The organism is Micromonospora sp. LOL_023, from assembly GCF_048060115.1.
In the GTDB taxonomy this organism is placed as follows: domain Bacteria; phylum Actinomycetota; class Actinomycetes; order Mycobacteriales; family Micromonosporaceae; genus Micromonospora_E.
Window position 1 is genome coordinate 61,469 of sequence record NZ_JBHMIM010000005.1, and the last position, 16,295, is coordinate 77,763.

Genomic DNA, 16,295 nt, shown 5'->3' on the forward strand with positions numbered 1-16,295 from the left:
CGCCGACCGGCCGTGACGAGAAGGTCGCTCAGCGCCACCCGACGTCGATCCGGTCGCCGCGCTCGTCGAAGAAGTGCAGCGCGTCCATCCGGACCGAAACCGCCAGCGGATGCCCAGGGGCGACCGCCGGGTACGGTGCGAGCCGCACCGCCAGCTCGGCCGGCCGGCGGTGGTGGCGGCCACCGTCGCTGAGCACGCTCTCCCGCTTGTCGCCGGTCCGGCCGCCCGACTGGTCCTGGTCGGCAGCGGCCGGCTCGGCCGGTCGCCCGGTGAGCCGCTGCATCACGCTGCCCAGCCGGCGCATTCGGCCACCCGTGGCACCGGTGGACTCCGCCGGCGTACCGCCGAGGTCGTCGACCATGATCGCGGTGGCCCCGATGTCGAGGTAGGCCAGCGACTCGTGGCCGTGGTGTTCGAGGAACCGGATCCGGCCCTGCAGTACGTCGCCCGAACCGCCCGGGGCGACCGGGGTGAGTGCTTCGGCCCGGAGTCCGACCACGATGCGCTCGCCGTGGTAGTGCGACACCGCCCGGGCCCGGATGTCGCTCCACGGCAGATACAGCGCCTGATCGCCCAGATTGAGCGCCACGTACCGATCGAGGTGCACGTAGACCGAGGCTTCCAACAGGTTCATTCTGGGGCTGCCGAGGAAAGCGGCGACGTAGAGGGTGGCCGGCCGGCCGTACACCTCGGTCGGCGTACCGACGTCCTGCAGCACGCCCTTGCGCATGATCGCCACCCGGTCGGCCATGGTCAGCGCTTCCGCCTGGTCGTGGGTGACGTAGACCGTGCTGACGCCGAGCTCGCGCACCAGTCCGGAGATCTCCGCCCGCAGTTCGGCCCGCAGCCCGCTGTCCAGGTTGGACAACGGCTCGTCCATCAGGAACAGCCCGGGTCGACGCACGATCGCCCGCCCCATCGCCACCCGCTGCCGCTGGCCGCCGGAGAGCTGGCCCGGCCGGCGGGCCAGCACGTCGCCGATGCCGAGCGCGCTGGCCACATCGGCGACCCGCTCGGCCCGCGAGCCGGCGTCGACGCCAGCGAGCCGCAGCGGGAAGGCGATGTTGTCGCCGACCGTCATGTGCGGATAGAGCGCGAAGTCCTGGAAGACCATGGCGACCCGGCGGTCCCGGGGCGGTATGTCGTTGGCCAGTTCGCCGTCGAGCAGCACCGCACCGCTACTCGGGTCCTCCAGACCCGCGATCATCCGCAGCACGGTCGACTTGCCGCAGCCGGACGGGCCGAGCAGCACCATGAACTCGCCGTCGTTGACGTCGAGATTGACGTTGTCGACCGCGATGGTCCCGTCCGAGAAAACCTTGGTCACGTCCTTGAGCGCGACGGTGGTCACCGTCACCTCCCCGTCGCATCGAATACCCGGCCCCACGACGACTGTGCCGAGCGCCATCGATCTGGCACATCGGGTAAACGTGCCATGTTCACATTGTGACAGCTCAATTACGGATCTTGGTCCAGGGGGTTACCCAGCGGTCACTTCGCCCCTTACCGGCGCTGACCGGCACCCTGCGGCATCTGCGGTGCCGTGCCGAACTCCCGGTGCCGGGGCACCCCGTCCCACTGCTGACCCGCACGGCGAAGAAAATAGTCGAGCCCGGCGTCCCAGGTGTGCCCCGCCGCCCGTCGCTCGTACAGATAGCCCAGCGGATGGGTCCGGTAGATCAGCCCACCGGCCCGCAGCACCCGGTCCATCAGCCCGCGATCGACCGACCGGGGCACCGGCCGCCACCCGCCGACCGCCTCCAGGTCACCGCGCGCCATCAACATCGTGCCGCCCGCGACCGGGGCACCGTACGCCTCCGGCGGCACCGCCGCCCGGCGTACCGTCACGCCCAAGGTCTGCAACACCACGAACTCGGCCGCTTTGCCGACCAACGTGGCCCCGGAGAACTCCCGGGCCAACACCAGATCCCAGATGTGCTCCGGACCGTACACGTCGTCGTCGTCGACCTTGGTGACCAGGCTGCCCCGGGCCCGAGCGGTCGCCGCACCCATCACCTCACCGAAACTGAATCCGGCGGGTGCGCCGAAGATCTGGATCGGCCGCCCACACTCGGCCAGCCGCGACCGCACGTCGGCGGCCAACTCGATGCCATGCAGGCAGAGCACGATCTCCAGCTCCGGGTAGGTCTGCCCGGCGAGTTGGCGAACCACCTCCGGCAGATACTCCGGGCGACGGGTGACCAGCACCGCGCTCACCGACGGGGGAGCCGCCAACGAGGGAAAGGCCCCGGCGGTGACATCACCGGCGGCGAACGCGGCGGCGTGTCCACGCAACGCCGCCGACCGCTGCCGGACGCTGCGGATCTCCCACTCCAACGGATCCGCGCCGACGCCCGGCAGGTCGCTGCCGACCAACTCCAGCAACGGCTCCGCGAGCCGGTCGGCGACCGCCGGCGGCACCTGCGGCAGCCGCAGCACCGCCCCGGTCGCCGCCAACTGCGCCAACAACACGGCCTCCGCGGCCGGTTCCGTCCCTGGCACCTCCGGGCAGATCAACTGCCCGAATCGGCGTACGGCGGCCAACTGGTCGCCGGACACCGGCACGCCGTCGAGCCGGCCCTGCGCGAGCGGCGCCGAACCGCTCGGGGCGTCGGCTGCCCGCACCGACCAACCCGGTGCCGGCTCGCCCGACCGCAACTCCAGCACCCCGGTCGGTTCCGTCGGGCCGTACCGGCGGCCCCGGCCGATCGGGTTGGCCACCGTCGGGTCGATCAACACCACCGGCTGGCGGTTCGTCACCCGGGCACCGGTGTTCCCGGCGGTCACCGCGGCACCCACCAGATCCGGCCCGGCGGCGAGCGCCGCCGCGTCCGGGGCGAGCACCACGTCGTACCCCCGGATCTCCGGATTGACCGCGAGTTGCCCGGCCACCACGTGGTTGGTGGTCAGCGGCAACCAGGCCGGCGCCGCACCGATCGCGGTCACGTCGGCGCTCGCCGGTCGAGGCAGCGGACGCACCGGCGCCAGCACCGCCAGCACGGCGGAGAGCAGAACGTACAGCGGTACCGGCGCGGCCACCTCGACGCTCACCCGAGCGGCACCGCCGCCGTGCGGCAGCCGAACCAGGTGCCGGCGGATGCCGGCGACCGACCCGAGCCGACCCGACCAGCCCGGTGCGGGCGGGCGCCACTGTCGTACCCGTACGGTCAACTGCCGCACCGGGGTACCAGCGGCCGACTCGGCGAGCAACCCGCGCAGCGCGGCCACCGAGTCGGCGTCGACCAGCACCCGACGGGCCATCCCGGTGCGAGCCGGTAGCGGCTGCCCCGCGGACCGCTCGTCCAGCCGGATCCGCCACCACCAGCGGCGATGGTCCGCCCGCCCGAACCGGGCGGAAGCCGCCCCCCCGGCCCGGCTGGCGTCGCCCGCCGTCTTCTCCGCCACCTGCGCCACCTGATTTCCGGCTCGGATCCCAACGGGCCGACGCGCGCGGAGCGCCCGACCCACGTCAGGCAAGAGGCTACCGGCCGGCCTTCCGGTACGCTGCACGCGTGTCCCAGCCTGACGCCGTGCCCTCCGCTCCGTCACCGTCACCGCACAACGACTGGACGCGAATCTCCCCCGCCGAACCCGGTCAGTCGACGCTCACCACCGGGGTCAGCGTGCTCGTCGTCGGCGACGAGCCGACCGCCACCGGCCGCACCATGGCCGCGCTGCGCCAACAGCGGTACCCCGACGACCTGCTGCAGATCGTCGCCTGCGCCGACGACCGTGCCTTCGCCGGCCAGATCGGCGCCGCCAAAGGCGAGATCATCGTACGGATCCCGGCCGGCGCCGTCCCGGCACCCGACTTCGTCGCGACGCTCACCCGCTGGCAGCAGGCCAGTCCGGACGCGGTCAGTCTCGCCGTACCGCTGATCTTCGCCGGTAAGGCACCGGAGCCGGAAGTGATCATCGCCCACGCCAGCGCCGGCACCCTGGGCCAGCTCTTCCCCGACAGCGCGGCCGACGCCGAGTTGACCCGGCTGCTCGACACCACCCATCACCTGCGCACCGCGGACCACCGCGCGTTCCTGGCCGCCGCCGGCACCGGCTACGCGTTCCACCGGGACCGCTACCGCGCCGGCTCCGACCCGTGCCAGGGTGCCGACATCGAGGTCGCCTACCGGCTGGCCCAGGCCGGCGCCTACTTCGTCCCGGAACCGGCCGCCACACTGTGGACCAGTGACCGGCCGGACCAGGCATCGACCGACCGGCGGGTCCGCGCGGAGTTGGCCGACCTGCTGCCGTACCCGCGGGCGAACCGGGCCCGTCCCGGTCGGACCTGGCACGTGCCGCTGGTCGAGGCCGTGGTCACGGTGGACCAGCCGTACGAGGTGGTCCGCGCCAGTGTCGACCGGCTACTCGCCAGCAACGAACGCGACCTGCACGTCGTACTGGTCGGTGACTTCGACACCGCCGGCTCCACCGACCCGGACCCCGGCGGCCCGGGAACCGACGACGCCGGAACCAGCCGGTCCGAGCTGCGGCTACTCGCCACCGAGTACCGCCACGAGCCACGGGTCCGGATGCTCGGCAGCGCCCCGTGCGACGCCGGTACGGCACCGTATCTGCTGCGCGTACCGGCCCGACTCGGCGTTGGCCCCGGGACAGTCGGAGCGCTGGTCGCCGCCATGGAGAAGTGGCGCTGTGGTCTGCTGCGGGTGCTGCCCGCCGGTGCCGGATCCGCCGAGTACGCCGTCGAGTTGTGGTCGACCGCAGCCCGCAGCCGGGCCCTGAACGCGGGCGCTTCGAAAGGCGCGCTCACCGAGGCGGTCGCCGCCAGTCACGGTCAACGTTGGGAGACCGGCAGCGATTTCGACGTCGTCGACCTGACCGCTGGCGGCCCGGAGGCCCTCGACACATCTGCGGCCAAGCCGGCGGCTGGTCGTAGGCAGCGGGCCGCGAAGACGGTCCCTGTCGGCGGTGCCCGCAGCCTCGGCCGGGCGACTGTCTTCGTGGCCCGGCAGTACGCCCGTGGAGTGCGCCGCAGGATCGCGTCCCGCTGAACCGGCCGGCCCGGCCCTCGGGCGGGCGGTGGAGCCCGGCGACTCCGGTCACCCACCCAGCAATCCGTGAAAATTTTCTGTTTCGTACCGCCGACACCGGAAGAGCTGCGGTGAGGGCTGCCGCAGGTAGGAGGCCTTTGCGGCGGTTCCATGTCACCCGTGGTATGGACCATTCGGAATATCACTTCTCAGCATCGACACAGATTACTCTCAGCAATATCGGCGTGCGCTGATCCGTTGTCACGGTCGACGGACGGACCACGCCGATCTGATGAGAGGACGGGACATGAATCTCCTCCGCAGAGTCGTCGTCGTCGGTGCCACCGCGCTGGCCATGGTGGCCGCCGCCACCGCACCGGTCACCGCCGCCGAACCGGAAGGAACCATCCGACACGCTGGCGGATCCACCGCCGTGCCGGACAGCTACATCGTGGTGTTCAAGGAGAGCGCGATCGGTCGCGGCCAGGTCGCCGACACCGCCCGTACGTTGGCCAGCCAACAGGGAGGCAAGGTCGCCCGCACCTACACCACGGCGCTACGCGGCTTCGAGGTCACGGCGAGCGCCCAACAGGCCGCCCGGATCGCGGCCCACCCGGCAGTCGACTACGTCGAACAGAACCACACCGTCGAGCTCGCCGGCACCCAGCCCAACCCGCCATCCTGGGGGCTGGACCGGATCGACCAGCGCGCCCTGCCGTTGGACAACTCATACACCTACCCCAATACCGCGTCCAACGTGCACGCGTACATCATCGACACCGGCATCCGGTTCAGCCACTCCGACTTCGGCGGCCGGGCCGTCACCGGCTTCGACGCCGTCGACGGCGGATCGGCCGACGACTGCAACGGCCACGGCACCCACGTCGCAGGCACCGTCGGCGGCACCGCGTACGGCGTCGCCAAGGGCACGACCCTGGTCGGCGTACGGGTGCTGAACTGCTCCGGCAGCGGCACCAACGCCGGCGTCATCGGCGGCGTCGACTGGGTGACCGCCAACGCCGTCAAGCCGGCCGTGGCCAACATGAGCCTCGGCGGCGGCGCCAACACCTCGCTGGACACCGCTGTCCGCAACTCGATCAGCGCCGGCATCACCTACAGCCTGGCCGCCGGCAACAGCTCCGCGAACGCCTGCAACACCTCGCCGGCCCGGGTCACCGAAGCCATCACCGTGGGCTCCACCACCAACACCGACGCCCGGTCCAGCTTCTCCAACTTCGGCACCTGCCTGGACATCTTCGCGCCCGGCTCGTCGATCACTTCGGCCTGGCACACCAGCAACACGGCGACGAACACCATCAGCGGCACCTCGATGGCCGCCCCGCACGTCGCCGGAGCGGCGGCCCTGGTCGCCTCGGCCAACCCGAGCTGGACCCCGCAGCAGGTCCGCGACTTCCTCTACGACAACGCGACGGTCGGCGCGGTCGGCAACCCCGGCACCGGCTCACCGAACCGGCTGCTCTACGTGGTCAACGACGGCACCCCGCCGACGAACGACTTCTCCGTGTCGGTCACCCCGGCATCCGGATCGACCGCCCCCGGCGGCTCGGTGTCGGCGACGGTGGCGACCAGCACCACCTCCGGGTCGGCACAGTCGGTGGCGCTGACCGCCAGCGGCCTGCCGAGCGGGGCGACCGCCAGCTTCAGCCCGTCGACCGTCACCTCGGGCGGCTCGTCCAGCCTGACGATCGCCACCTCGGCCAGCACCCCGGCCGGCACGTACCCGATCACTGTCACCGGCACCGGAGCATCGGCGACCCGGACAGCGACCTTCAGCCTCACGGTGACCGGCTCCGGCGGCGGAGGCTGCTCCGGCACCAACGGCACCGACGTGGCCATCCCGGACAGTGGATCGTGGGTGAGCAGCAGCATCGTGATCAGCGGCTGCAGCAGCACGCCCTCGTCGTCGTCCACCGTCGACGTCAACATCCAGCACACCTACCGTGGTGACCTGATCGTCGACCTGATCGCACCGGACGGGTCGTCCTACCGGTTGAAGAGCTGGGCGTTCTTCGACGGCGCCGACAACGTGATCACCACCTACACAGTCAACCTCTCCTCGGAGACCGCCAACGGCACCTGGCAACTGCGGGTCCGTGACGTCTTCAGCGGCGACACCGGCTACATCAACACCTGGACGCTGGACCTGTAGCGATCCCGGTCGCGGGCGGGACGGCCACCGGCCGTCCCGCCCGCGACCACGTCAGCCCAGGTACGACTCCAGCTGGTCGGCCAGCTCACGATGATGGGTGAGCGCCGCCAGGTGCCCGCCGCCGATCTCGTCGGGGACGATACCGAGCCGGTCACGCACGACCCGGCGGACGAACCCGGCCGGGAAGAAGCGGTCGTCGCGGCAGAGCACGAACCGGGTCGGCACATCGGGCCAGGCCGGCAACGGCCACGGCTGGCCGAACGGCGAGCCGGACTGCGCCCGATCGTGGCGCAGCACCTCGGCGACCAGGTCGCCCGGCATGCCATGGGTGAACAACGCGAGCACGTCCTCGCCCGCCGGGCGGCCCTCGCGGGCGGCCTGCTCGGCCAGCGCGGCGGCGTGGCCGGTGTTCGCCCACCAGTCGCCGCCGGTCTCGCCCGGCACCGGAATCATCGCGGTCAACAGGACCAGCAGGCGGACCGGCACCCGGGCGGCGACCAACGGTCCGGTGAACCCGCCGAGCGAATGCGCGACCAGCACGACGTCGGTCCGGCTCCCGATCGCGGCGACGACCGCGTCGGCGTACTGCACCCAGCCGGCCTTGTCGTCGTCGCACGGCAGGTCGACGGCGATCGGTTCGTGCCCACGAGCGTGCAGCTCGTCGACCAGCCGGTGCCAGTACCACGGATCGGTGCCACCACCTGGGATCAGAACGAACGTGGCCAACTGAGCCTCCTGCTGACGCCTACCTGATGTGATCCGCCCGATTGCATCAGGTGGCAACGACATTTAGCCCAGCCGGTGCACCGACCGTCCGTACCGGTCAAGTGTCGGCCATCTGACCTGGATCGCGTACTCCGGTGCGGCGAGACACGCGTCTACCGTATGCCTCGGCTTCACCGGCCGTGGCGATCTGAACACCGCGTACGCCTGACCGGCAGGAGCCCGCAGATGACCGCGATCCACCCAGCCGCTGTGATGATCCGTACCGCTGGATTGGACGACATCGCGCAAGCGGCCACGCTGCTCACCGAGGCGTTCCTGATCGCCCCGGTGTCGCAGTGGCTGATCGGCGACCTCGACGCCCGCGCCAGCGTCCTCCGGACCCTGTTCACCCTCGAACTCGACCACGCGATCCGGTCCTGCGGTGCCGTCTACGTCGCCGGCCAGTTCAGCGGTGTCGCCATCTGGCTTCCCCGAGGCCGACGCATCGCCACTGATCCGGATACGCTCGGCGAACACGAGTTGCGGCTGTTGATCGCCGCCGGGCGGTGGCAGCCGCGCTTCGCCGCCCTCGCCCGGATGCTCTCGGCGCACCACCCGTGGCAACCACACTGGCATCTCGCGTACCTGGCGGTGGCACCCTGGCGGCAGGGCGGCGGACTCGGCAGCGCGCTGCTGCGGCACCACCACCGTCACCTGGACGGCCACGGCACCCCGGCCTATCTGGAGGCGACCACACCCCGAAACCGGGATCTGTACCTGCGCCACGGCTACCGTCCACACGGTCCGATGCGGTTGCCCGACGGTCCACCAATCTGGCCGATGTGGCGCGAGCCGCAGCCGCTACCCGACCGCCGCTGAACAGCCGGCCGGCTAACATCGAGTCCATGTGCATGGGTACCGGATCTTTGAGGCTGCGCGCCGCCGCCTGACGGCAGCGCGTGCCTTCTCTTTCTCCGCTGCCGTCCCAGGCGTCCCCGCCGGGCGGCCATAATGCGTGCCTTCCCGGCTCTCGACCCGAGACCGCGGAGAATTCTGTGCCTCAGCAGCACCCTTTGCCTCAGCACCACCAGTCGCCCCAACTCAACCCATCGCCCCAGGTCGACCCGGATACCTCGGTGCCGGCCCGGGCCGCAGCGCAGCTCACCGCCGCCGGGCTGACCGTCGCGCGTGGCGGGCGGATCGTCCTCGACCACGTTGATCTCACCGTCGCCGCCGGCACCCGGTTGGCTGTCGTCGGCGAGAACGGACGCGGCAAGACGACTCTGCTGCACGTCCTCGCTGGGCGGCTCAGCCCCGACGCCGGCACCGTGCACCTCGTCGGCACACTCGGCATCGCCGAGCAGGAACTCGACGCCGCCCCCGGCGTGACCGTCGGGCACCTGCTCGACGCGGCACTCGCCGGCCCACACGCCGCGCTGGCTGACTTCGAGAAGACAGCAAGCGCCCTAGCCGACGGTGTACCGGGAGCCGACGCGGCGTATGCCGGCGCGCTGGAACGCTGCGAAGCCTTCGACGCCTGGGACGCCGACCGGCGGCTGCAGATCGCCCTCGCCGAGTTGAGCGCCTGCCAGGACCGCGACCGGGCGCTGGACTCCCTGTCGGTCGGGCAGCGGTACCGCATCCGGCTGGCCTGCCTGCTCGGCGCCGACCTCGACCTGCTGCTGCTCGACGAGCCCACCAACCACCTCGACGCCGCCGGGCTGGATTTCCTCACCCGCCGGCTCCGCGGCCACCGAGGCGGCATCGTCGTGGTCAGCCACGACCGGGCGTTGCTCGCCGACGTCACGACCGACACCCTCGACCTTGACCCGAGCCGGGACGGTCGGCCGCGTCGCTACGGCGGCGGGTACGCCGGTTGGCGCGACGGCCGCGCTGGTGAGCGGGCCCGCTGGGAGCAGGAGTACGCGGAGCAGCAGGACGAACAGCGCCGGCTACAGGAAGCTCTGCAGCAGGCGCAGGCGCGGCTGAGCACCGGGTGGCGACCGGACAAGGGCACCAACAAGCACCAACGCCAGACCCGTGCTCCGGGGGTGGTGCAGGCGGTGAACCGGCAACGTGCTGCACTCGCCGCCCACGAGATCACCGTCCCCGAGCCGCCGCTGGAGTTGCGCGTACCGCCGCTCGGTCGACGCACGGGCGCGCACCTGGTCCATGCGCACGACGTCACCGTGACCGACCGGCTCACCACGCCGGCCTCGGTGACTCTCGACCAGGGCGACCGGCTGCTCGTCACCGGACCCAACGGTGCCGGCAAGTCCACGCTGCTCGCCGTCCTCGCCGGCACTCTGGCGCCGACGTCCGGTGCGGTACGCCGGCCGTCGGGCATGCGGGTCGGGCTCGTCGCCCAGGAGTCACCCCGGCTACCCAACGCCGAGTCGGCGGCCCGCGCATACGACGACCACGTCGCCCGGCTGGTCGCCCACGGGCAGCTGGCGTCGGCCGAGGCAGTCTCGCTGGCTGGTCTCGGACTGCTCGACCGCCAATCCCGCGGCACGCCGGTGGGCCGGCTGTCCAAGGGGCAGCTGCGTCGGCTGGAGCTCGCGATGCGCCTGGCCGAACGCCCCGACCTGCTCATCCTCGACGAGCCGACCAATCATCTGTCGATCACCCTCGTCGACGAACTCGTCACGGCCCTCGACGTCACCGGCGCGGCCGTGGTCATCGCCTCGCACGACCGCCAACTCCTGCGCGACCTGCGGCACTGGCCCCGGCTGGGACTGTGCCGCTGAAGCAGCTCGGGCCGGGATCGCTCCGGCGTGGACCGATCCCGGTCAGATCGACCGTCGGGGCCAGCGCTTGCGGGGTCGCGGTTCCTCCTCGCGGTGCTGGCCCTGGTGCGCCCGTACCCGGTCCTCCCACGCCTTCTGATCGGTGTCGTCCGGGTCGAGCGGATACCAACGGTGCGAGCCGTCTTCGAAGTGCATGGGCTCATCACCGGGAAGAATGACCGACATCAGCGCCACCAACCCATGAAACGCCAGTACATGTAGCCAGACCGGTCGTCCGCCAGATCGATCATCGCGTCGAGCAGGCACGTCGCCATGTACACCGACAGCGACACCGTCGCCCCGGCGTACTCGGCGAGCAGCTCCTGACGGCGGGTGTCACACGGCCACGGCGCCGCGCACCCAGCGCAGGTCCACGCCGGCTGGACAGGAACGTGGACGCTCACGGGCCCTCCCCCGGCCAGTGACCCCGGTTGATCGGGATCCGATGCCGAGCCCGGCAGGGCAGCGCCGATCCACACCGGCAGACCTGCCGCCACTCGCGCCAGGACCACACCGGCCGGTGTCGCCTGGCCAAGGTCCTGGCCACCGCGACCAGGTACGCCTCGTAGCTGACGCGCTGGGTCATCGGCCCTCCTTCGATGAGGGGGCGTGGCGACCGGGGCCATCGCGTCATCCGACCACCACACCCAGCAACCATGGTTCCCATCGAGTGGCCGAGATGCAATATTACATTTCAGATGAAACGGTTGACGATGATTCACTTCATGTTGTTTCATTGCTCAGCGTGGTCGATGGGTGCTACATATCGAGTGCAGGTTTCGCCCGGTGTGTAGTCGCGGAGAGGAGAATCCAGTGACGACGGACACCGGCTCGACGGTCCCGAGGCGACAGCTCGGCAGGCATCTGCGACAGCTCCGCGAGGAGGCACGCATGACGGTCAAGGCCGCCGCCACCGCGTTGGAGTGGTCCACCCCGAAGATCTGGCGCATCGAAACCGGTGCCACGTCGATGCGGTCCCTCGACGTCGAAGCGATGTGCAAGATTTACGGAGCGTTACCAGAAATCACTGAGGCGTTGATGGGTCTCGCCAAGGAGACCAGGGCCCGCGGCTGGTGGCATTCGTACGGCGATGCCATCCCCGAGTGGTTCGAGCTGTACGTCGGGCTTGAGTCCGGCGCGACCCGGCTCCGCAAGTACGAAGCGCACCTGGTCCCCGGCCTGCTGCAGACCAAGACGTACGCCACCCGCGTATACGAGGCCGGACGCCCCGACATGAAGCGCGACGAGATCGACCGAGGAGTGGCGCTGCGACTCGATCGACAGGCGCTGCTGACCCGGGCCAGCCCGCCCGCGCCGCAACTCGACATCATCCTCGACGAGGCCGTGCTCCGGCGCGACATCGACGCCGAGCAGCTCAACCGGATCGTCACCGTCAGCCGCCAACCCAACGTCGCCGTCCGGGTGGTGCCGTTCAGCGCCGGCCTGCACCGCGCCATGTTGGCGAACGGTGCGTTCACCATCCTGGACTTCGACGGCTCCGACGAACCCACCATCGTCTACTCCGACGGGCTGACCGGCGCCCTCTACCTCGACAAGCCCGCCGAGGTGGCGACATACGAAGATGTCTGGTCAGCCATCGGCTCCACGGCACTGAGCGAGGCGCAGTCTCGCAAACTCATCGCATCGATCGCGGAGGAACTGTCATGACCGAACTCGCGTGGAAGAAAAGCACCCGCAGCAACGCCGGCGGGGACTGCGTCGAGGTCGCCACCCCCACCCGGGCCGTCCTGGTACGCGACAGCAAGGACCAGACCGGCCCGATCCTGTCCTTCGACAACACCCAGTGGGCCGGCTTCGTCGACGGCGTCAAGACCGGCAAGCTCCACCCCTGAAGCCCGCCGGGCCGGGTGTGGCCACCACGAGCCGCACCCGGCCCCACCAACCCACGTCGGGGTCGGATCACACCTGCATTGATCGCCCAGGATCCGCAACCTGGTAGGCAGAGGTATGCGGATCGAACTGGTCACCGGGGACATCACCGAGCAGCGAGTCGACGTGATCGTCAACGCGGCGAACTCTTCGCTGCTCGGCGGTGGTGGTGTCGACGGCGCCATCCATCGCAAGGGTGGACCGGCGATCCTGGCGGAGTGCCGGGCGCTGCGGGTCAGCCACTACGGCAAGGGCCTGGCCGAGGGAGAATGCGGTCAGGCAGGCTGTCGCCGGCCTGCGGCAGTCACCGCACGCCGCGACGATCGAGGTGGCCCGGCTGGTGCTGTTCGACGTCGAGACCCGGAACATCGCAGAACGGGTGTTGGCGACCTGCGGGTGACGATGGCGAGCTCGGGCGCGGCCCGGGTGCCGTCGGCCAGGCTGGACTTCGAAAGGGGGCCTCGTGATCTCGGCACTCAACCGACTCGTCGACCTCGTCGAAGAACACCTCACCGAGGAGTTCGACGTCGACGCGTTCGCCGGCACGCTCGGCACGACCGAGTACCACCTGCGCCGGATGTTCTCGTCGCTGGCCGGAATGCCGCTGTCGGAGTACGTACGCCGACGCCGGATGACCGTCGCCGCCGCCGAGGTGGTCCGCAGCGGGGACGACCTGCTGAGCATCGCCATCCGGTACGGGTACGGCTCGACCGAGGCGTTCGGCCGGGCGTTCCGGTCGGTACACGGCGTCGGCCCGGGTGATGTCCGCCGCGACGGAGGCCCCCTGCGTACGCAGGCACAGCTCAGGTTCCGCCTGACCGTCGAAGGGAGCATCCCGATGGACACCCGTATCGTCGACCGCCCCGCGTTCCGGCTCGCCGGACACGCCGCCCGGGTGCCGCTGATCCACCACGGCGTCAACCCGCACGTCCAGCAGCACATCACCGCACTGCCGGCGCAGGAGCATCTGCGGCTGAAATCGCTCGGCGACACCGAGCCGGCCGGCCTGTTGCAGGTCTGCGACGACCTCGACCCGGACGCCACCGAGGGCCGCGAGCTCACCTACCTGCACGGGGTCGCCGTCGGGGCGGACACGTCGGTGCCCACGGACCTCGACAGCATCGAGGTGCCGGCCGGCCAGTGGGCGGTCTTCCGTACCGCCGGGTCCTATCCGCAGGCGCTGCAGCAGACCTGGGCGGCGACCGCGACGGAGTGGTTCCCGTCGAACCCGTGGCGGCTGCGGCCGGGGCCGTCGTTGGTCGCGGTGCTCGACCGCGACGCCGACTTCAGCACCGCGACCTGCGAGCTGTGGCTGCCGGTCGAACCGGCGTGAACCCGCCGAGGTGAGGCTGAGAGACCTATCCCGACTGGCTTGAGGTATCTCAGCCTCACTTCGGCGTTCGGCTACGCATGATCATCCGGGCCACGAGCGGCGGCAACAGATGCAGTACGGCGACGAGCAGCCCGGCCAGCACGGCGAACTGACCGACGGAAAGCCCGTGTAGCGCCAGCACCAACGAGGCGCATACGGCCGTAGGCAGGGCGCCGAGCACGAGGTTCACCACGACGGGTCGGGTCGGGGTCTCCGGTGCGGCCTCGTCCGGCCGGCCCGCCCGCCACTGCCAGATTTCGCCGACCACCGCCCAGCCGGCGATCAGTGCCGCGACCTGCAACGCCCAGCGGGCAGCCGCGGCGACGCTCGCCTCGTCCGTCGCCCCCGGGGCAACGAGGGTGGTGGCCGCGAACACCACGAACGCCGGCAACCAGGTGAGGATGAGGGCGAGCCTCGCCGCCCGAGCCAGGCGCTGCGGCAAGCTCTGGCTTGCCTGCGGCATGACCTCTGCCGCGATGCCGGCCCGCACCGCGTCGGGGGCCCACACCAGCCTGCGGTCTGTCGGCGTTCGCGGTGCCTGGTCTGCCATGCGGCGATGCTAGCGGGCACCCGCCAGCATCGATGTGTCCACCGCGACCCGCGAGCCGGCCCGGTCAGGTCGGCGGGTCGAGGTGACGGCGCAGGTCGGTGGCGAGCCGGTCGCTGATCTGCGCCGGGGTGAGCTCGTGCAGGTGGGCCCGGATCGCGTCGTGGACCGACGGCGACCCGGCCCAGCCGGCGCTGCCGGTGATGATCTCGGCAGCCTTCGCCGGATCGGTCAGGTCGAACCGGCGCAGCCCCTCGTCCGGCATCAGGCCGCCGACAGTCGTCCCGGTCGACACGTACGCCGGCAGTTCGAACCCGGCGGTCAGCGCCAACGCGCCGGAGTTCAGCGACGAGCGGTACGGGTAGACCGCCGCGTCGGCGGCGCGCAGGAAGTACTGCACGTCGGAGTCCGGGACGAAGCCGGGATGGAAGATGACGGCCGGGTGGTCGGCGGCCCGGCGCATGAACTCCGGCCCGCCGGCTTCCTCGCGGACCTTGCCGGCGACCAGCCACCGCAGCCGTGGATCGTCGGCCGAGGCGATGTCGAGCGCGTCGAGGAAGTCGCCGTGTCCCTTGTAGGGACGGACCTGGCCGAAGGTGACCAGCACCCGGGCACCGAGCGGGATGCCGAGGTGGTTGCGCGCCGCGCGCCGGTCCACCCAGTCCGGGTACGCACCGACGAAGGTGGGGTGCCGGGCGATCACCACGTGGCGCGGTTCGACCCCGAAGTTGTCCCGCAGGACGTCGAGGTGGCTTTCGTGCATCAGGTGCACGACGTCGGCGGCGGCCAGCATCACCTGACGCAGCCGGATCTCGGTGGCCCGGTGCACGGTCTCGTGCGGTAGCACGTTGTGTACCGTCCAGACCAGACGCACGCCCTGCCCGCGAAGGGCGTCGAGGGTGCCGGCGAAGGTGTCGACCGCAGCTTGCGCCTGCGCGGTGCTGGTGCAGCCGGCGGTGACGCCGTACAGCCAGTGCACGTGCAGCACCCGGGCGATGCCGTCCGGCAGCGCGGGCAGCAGCGTATCGAGCTGGTTCAGCCGGCGAACCCGGATCGGCACCAGGTTGTGCCCGGCGAACCTGCTGTAGAGCAGCGACTGGTACGGGTTGGCCATGTCGACCGGCCAGTGCAGCCAGGCTACCGGCGGTTGGCTGAGGTCGGCCCAGTCGGCGGCGGCCAGTGCGGACAGCGCGTCGTCAACGAGATGTGCGGCGGAGGTACCCCGGCGCCAGGGAAGGATCACGGCTGCCCACCGTACCGGGCGCCGATCCCGGCGGCGACCGCCCGGGCGATGGGTGCGCTGGCCGGGTCGTCGGCGTGCACGGCGGTGACACCGCGACTGGCCGCGAGCCGGGTGAGGAGACCGGTGGTGAGCTGGTCGGCCAGCGCGGCGGACAGGGCGGCCCAGCCGGCCTGCCCGTCGGTGACCGACGCGGGTTGATCGCCGATCGTCACCTGGACAGGCCGGGTCGGGTCGGGTCGGCGCAGGGTGAGCCGCAACTCTTTCTCGGGATGTGCCGGGTCTTCGCCCGCCGGGTCGGTGACCGGCACGGGAGCGGCGATGCCGAGCTCGCGGACTTCACGCTGCTCGGCGTCGTTGGCCGCACCACGCTGGACCATCCGCAACAGCGCGGCGGTCTCCCCGGCCCGATCGCCCTTCTTGCGTGCGATGCCTAGGATAAGCCGAATATCGCTCGCGGTAACGTTAGGGTTGTACAGTACGGCCGCTGGTTGCTCCACCCGCACACGGAATCGATGCACGACGTTCCTCACCGGGCGCAACACGCGACGTACTCTACGCAAATTTGTCACCAATCCAGATTACCCAGTCGTA

At 71.0% G+C, this 16,295-nt stretch carries 16 protein-coding genes and 1 pseudogene; 8 read left to right on the forward strand and 9 right to left on the reverse strand.

Features of this window, described 5'->3' with window-relative positions; all coding sequences use genetic code 11:
* Positions 1 to 28: 28 nt before the first annotated feature.
* The gene (locus ACFHVL_RS04390) at positions 29 to 1,351 is read right to left on the reverse strand and encodes an ABC transporter ATP-binding protein (protein ID WP_416625767.1); all 1,323 of its coding nucleotides are present in this window, start codon (positions 1,349 to 1,351) and stop codon (positions 29 to 31) included.
* Positions 1,352 to 1,503: 152 nt separating this feature from the next.
* Positions 1,504 to 3,405: a glycosyltransferase gene (locus ACFHVL_RS04395; protein WP_416625768.1), complete on the reverse strand. Its 1,902-nt coding sequence runs from the start codon at positions 3,403 to 3,405 to the stop codon at positions 1,504 to 1,506.
* Positions 3,406 to 3,512: 107 nt separating this feature from the next.
* On the opposite strand from ACFHVL_RS04395, the gene ACFHVL_RS04400 reads away from it, so the two are divergent.
* Both ACFHVL_RS04400 and ACFHVL_RS04405 read left to right on the forward strand, forming a co-directional pair.
* Positions 3,513 to 5,009 (forward strand): hypothetical protein, encoded by a 1,497-nt coding sequence (locus tag ACFHVL_RS04400; RefSeq protein ID WP_416625769.1) that lies wholly within the window; start codon positions 3,513 to 3,515, stop codon positions 5,007 to 5,009.
* Between the two features lie 286 nt (positions 5,010 to 5,295).
* Positions 5,296 to 7,158 carry a S8 family peptidase gene (locus ACFHVL_RS04405; protein WP_416625770.1) on the forward strand — a complete coding sequence of 621 codons (1,863 nt, stop codon included), beginning with the start codon at positions 5,296 to 5,298 and terminating at the stop codon, positions 7,156 to 7,158.
* Positions 7,159 to 7,209: 51 nt separating this feature from the next.
* Here the strand turns inward: ACFHVL_RS04405 and ACFHVL_RS04410 are convergent, their stop codons facing one another.
* Positions 7,210 to 7,884, reverse strand: a complete 675-nt coding sequence (locus ACFHVL_RS04410; RefSeq protein WP_416625771.1) for an alpha/beta fold hydrolase — start codon at positions 7,882 to 7,884, stop codon at positions 7,210 to 7,212.
* 225 nt (positions 7,885 to 8,109) lie between these two features.
* Here ACFHVL_RS04410 and ACFHVL_RS04415 point away from each other — a divergent pair, with 225 nt between their 5' ends.
* Together ACFHVL_RS04415 and ACFHVL_RS04420 are read left to right on the forward strand one after the other, a co-directional pair.
* Positions 8,110 to 8,742 carry a GNAT family N-acetyltransferase gene (locus ACFHVL_RS04415; RefSeq protein WP_416625772.1) on the forward strand — a complete coding sequence of 211 codons (633 nt, stop codon included), beginning with the start codon at positions 8,110 to 8,112 and terminating at the stop codon, positions 8,740 to 8,742.
* Positions 8,743 to 8,999: 257 nt separating this feature from the next.
* The gene (locus ACFHVL_RS04420) at positions 9,000 to 10,613 is read left to right on the forward strand and encodes an ABC-F family ATP-binding cassette domain-containing protein (protein WP_416625773.1); all 1,614 of its coding nucleotides are present in this window, start codon (positions 9,000 to 9,002) and stop codon (positions 10,611 to 10,613) included.
* Between the two features lie 42 nt (positions 10,614 to 10,655).
* Here the strand turns inward: ACFHVL_RS04420 and ACFHVL_RS04425 are convergent, their stop codons facing one another.
* From ACFHVL_RS04425 to ACFHVL_RS04435, 3 genes are read right to left on the reverse strand one after another with little or no spacing between them, the layout of a single operon-like run.
* On the reverse strand, positions 10,656 to 10,808 hold the full coding sequence (locus ACFHVL_RS04425) for a hypothetical protein (RefSeq protein ID WP_416625774.1): 153 nt from the start codon (positions 10,806 to 10,808) through the stop codon (positions 10,656 to 10,658).
* Between the two features lie 29 nt (positions 10,809 to 10,837).
* Complete coding sequence (locus ACFHVL_RS04430) at positions 10,838 to 11,056, reverse strand: hypothetical protein (RefSeq protein WP_416625775.1); 219 nt, start codon at positions 11,054 to 11,056, stop codon at positions 10,838 to 10,840.
* The gene (locus ACFHVL_RS04435) at positions 11,053 to 11,238 is read right to left on the reverse strand and encodes a hypothetical protein (RefSeq protein WP_416625776.1); all 186 of its coding nucleotides are present in this window, start codon (positions 11,236 to 11,238) and stop codon (positions 11,053 to 11,055) included. Before ACFHVL_RS04435 ends, ACFHVL_RS04430 begins: the two co-directional genes overlap by 4 nt.
* A 227-nt stretch (positions 11,239 to 11,465) precedes the next feature.
* Here ACFHVL_RS04435 and ACFHVL_RS04440 point away from each other — a divergent pair, with 227 nt between their 5' ends.
* The 4 genes and pseudogenes from ACFHVL_RS04440 (at position 11,466) to ACFHVL_RS04455 (ending at position 13,875) form a co-directional block, all read left to right on the forward strand.
* Positions 11,466 to 12,320: a helix-turn-helix domain-containing protein gene (locus ACFHVL_RS04440; RefSeq protein ID WP_416625777.1), complete on the forward strand. Its 855-nt coding sequence runs from the start codon at positions 11,466 to 11,468 to the stop codon at positions 12,318 to 12,320.
* Complete coding sequence (locus ACFHVL_RS04445; protein ID WP_416625778.1) at positions 12,317 to 12,505, forward strand: DUF397 domain-containing protein; 189 nt, start codon at positions 12,317 to 12,319, stop codon at positions 12,503 to 12,505. The genes ACFHVL_RS04440 and ACFHVL_RS04445 overlap by 4 nt, the downstream gene beginning before the upstream one ends.
* A gap of 115 nt (positions 12,506 to 12,620) precedes the next feature.
* Positions 12,621 to 12,812, forward strand: a pseudogene (locus ACFHVL_RS04450) (macro domain-containing protein); the annotation flags it as partial.
* A 193-nt stretch (positions 12,813 to 13,005) separates the two neighbouring features.
* On the forward strand, positions 13,006 to 13,875 hold the full coding sequence (locus ACFHVL_RS04455; RefSeq protein WP_416625779.1) for an AraC family transcriptional regulator: 870 nt from the start codon (positions 13,006 to 13,008) through the stop codon (positions 13,873 to 13,875).
* A 55-nt stretch (positions 13,876 to 13,930) separates the two neighbouring features.
* On the opposite strand, the gene ACFHVL_RS04460 is transcribed toward ACFHVL_RS04455, so the two are convergent.
* The 3 genes from ACFHVL_RS04460 to ACFHVL_RS04470 all read right to left on the reverse strand — a co-directional run bounded on the left by ACFHVL_RS04460 (position 13,931) and on the right by ACFHVL_RS04470 (position 16,081).
* Positions 13,931 to 14,464 (reverse strand): hypothetical protein, encoded by a 534-nt coding sequence (locus tag ACFHVL_RS04460; protein ID WP_416625780.1) that lies wholly within the window; start codon positions 14,462 to 14,464, stop codon positions 13,931 to 13,933.
* A gap of 64 nt (positions 14,465 to 14,528) precedes the next feature.
* Entirely contained in the window at positions 14,529 to 15,704 is a 1,176-nt protein-coding gene (locus tag ACFHVL_RS04465) for a glycosyltransferase (protein ID WP_416625781.1), read from the reverse strand.
* The gene (locus ACFHVL_RS04470; RefSeq protein ID WP_416625782.1) at positions 15,701 to 16,081 is read right to left on the reverse strand and encodes a hypothetical protein; all 381 of its coding nucleotides are present in this window, start codon (positions 16,079 to 16,081) and stop codon (positions 15,701 to 15,703) included. Before ACFHVL_RS04470 ends, ACFHVL_RS04465 begins: the two co-directional genes overlap by 4 nt.
* Positions 16,082 to 16,295: the final 214 nt, after the last annotated feature.

Excerpts from the sequence above, each read along its gene's own strand:
- ACFHVL_RS04405 (WP_416625770.1), top strand. The coding sequence starts at position 5,296 with ATGAATCTCCTCCGCAGAGTCGTCGTCGTCGGTGCCACCGCGCTGGCC.
- ACFHVL_RS04415 (WP_416625772.1), top strand. The coding sequence starts at position 8,110 with ATGACCGCGATCCACCCAGCCGCTGTGATGATCCGTACCGCTGGATTG.
- ACFHVL_RS04425 (WP_416625774.1), bottom strand. The coding sequence starts at position 10,808 with ATGCACTTCGAAGACGGCTCGCACCGTTGGTATCCGCTCGACCCGGAC.
- ACFHVL_RS04435 (WP_416625776.1), bottom strand. The coding sequence starts at position 11,238 with ATGACCCAGCGCGTCAGCTACGAGGCGTACCTGGTCGCGGTGGCCAGG.
- ACFHVL_RS04445 (WP_416625778.1), top strand. The coding sequence starts at position 12,317 with ATGACCGAACTCGCGTGGAAGAAAAGCACCCGCAGCAACGCCGGCGGG.
- ACFHVL_RS04460 (WP_416625780.1), bottom strand. The coding sequence starts at position 14,464 with ATGGCAGACCAGGCACCGCGAACGCCGACAGACCGCAGGCTGGTGTGG.
- ACFHVL_RS04470 (WP_416625782.1), bottom strand. The coding sequence starts at position 16,081 with ATGGTCCAGCGTGGTGCGGCCAACGACGCCGAGCAGCGTGAAGTCCGC.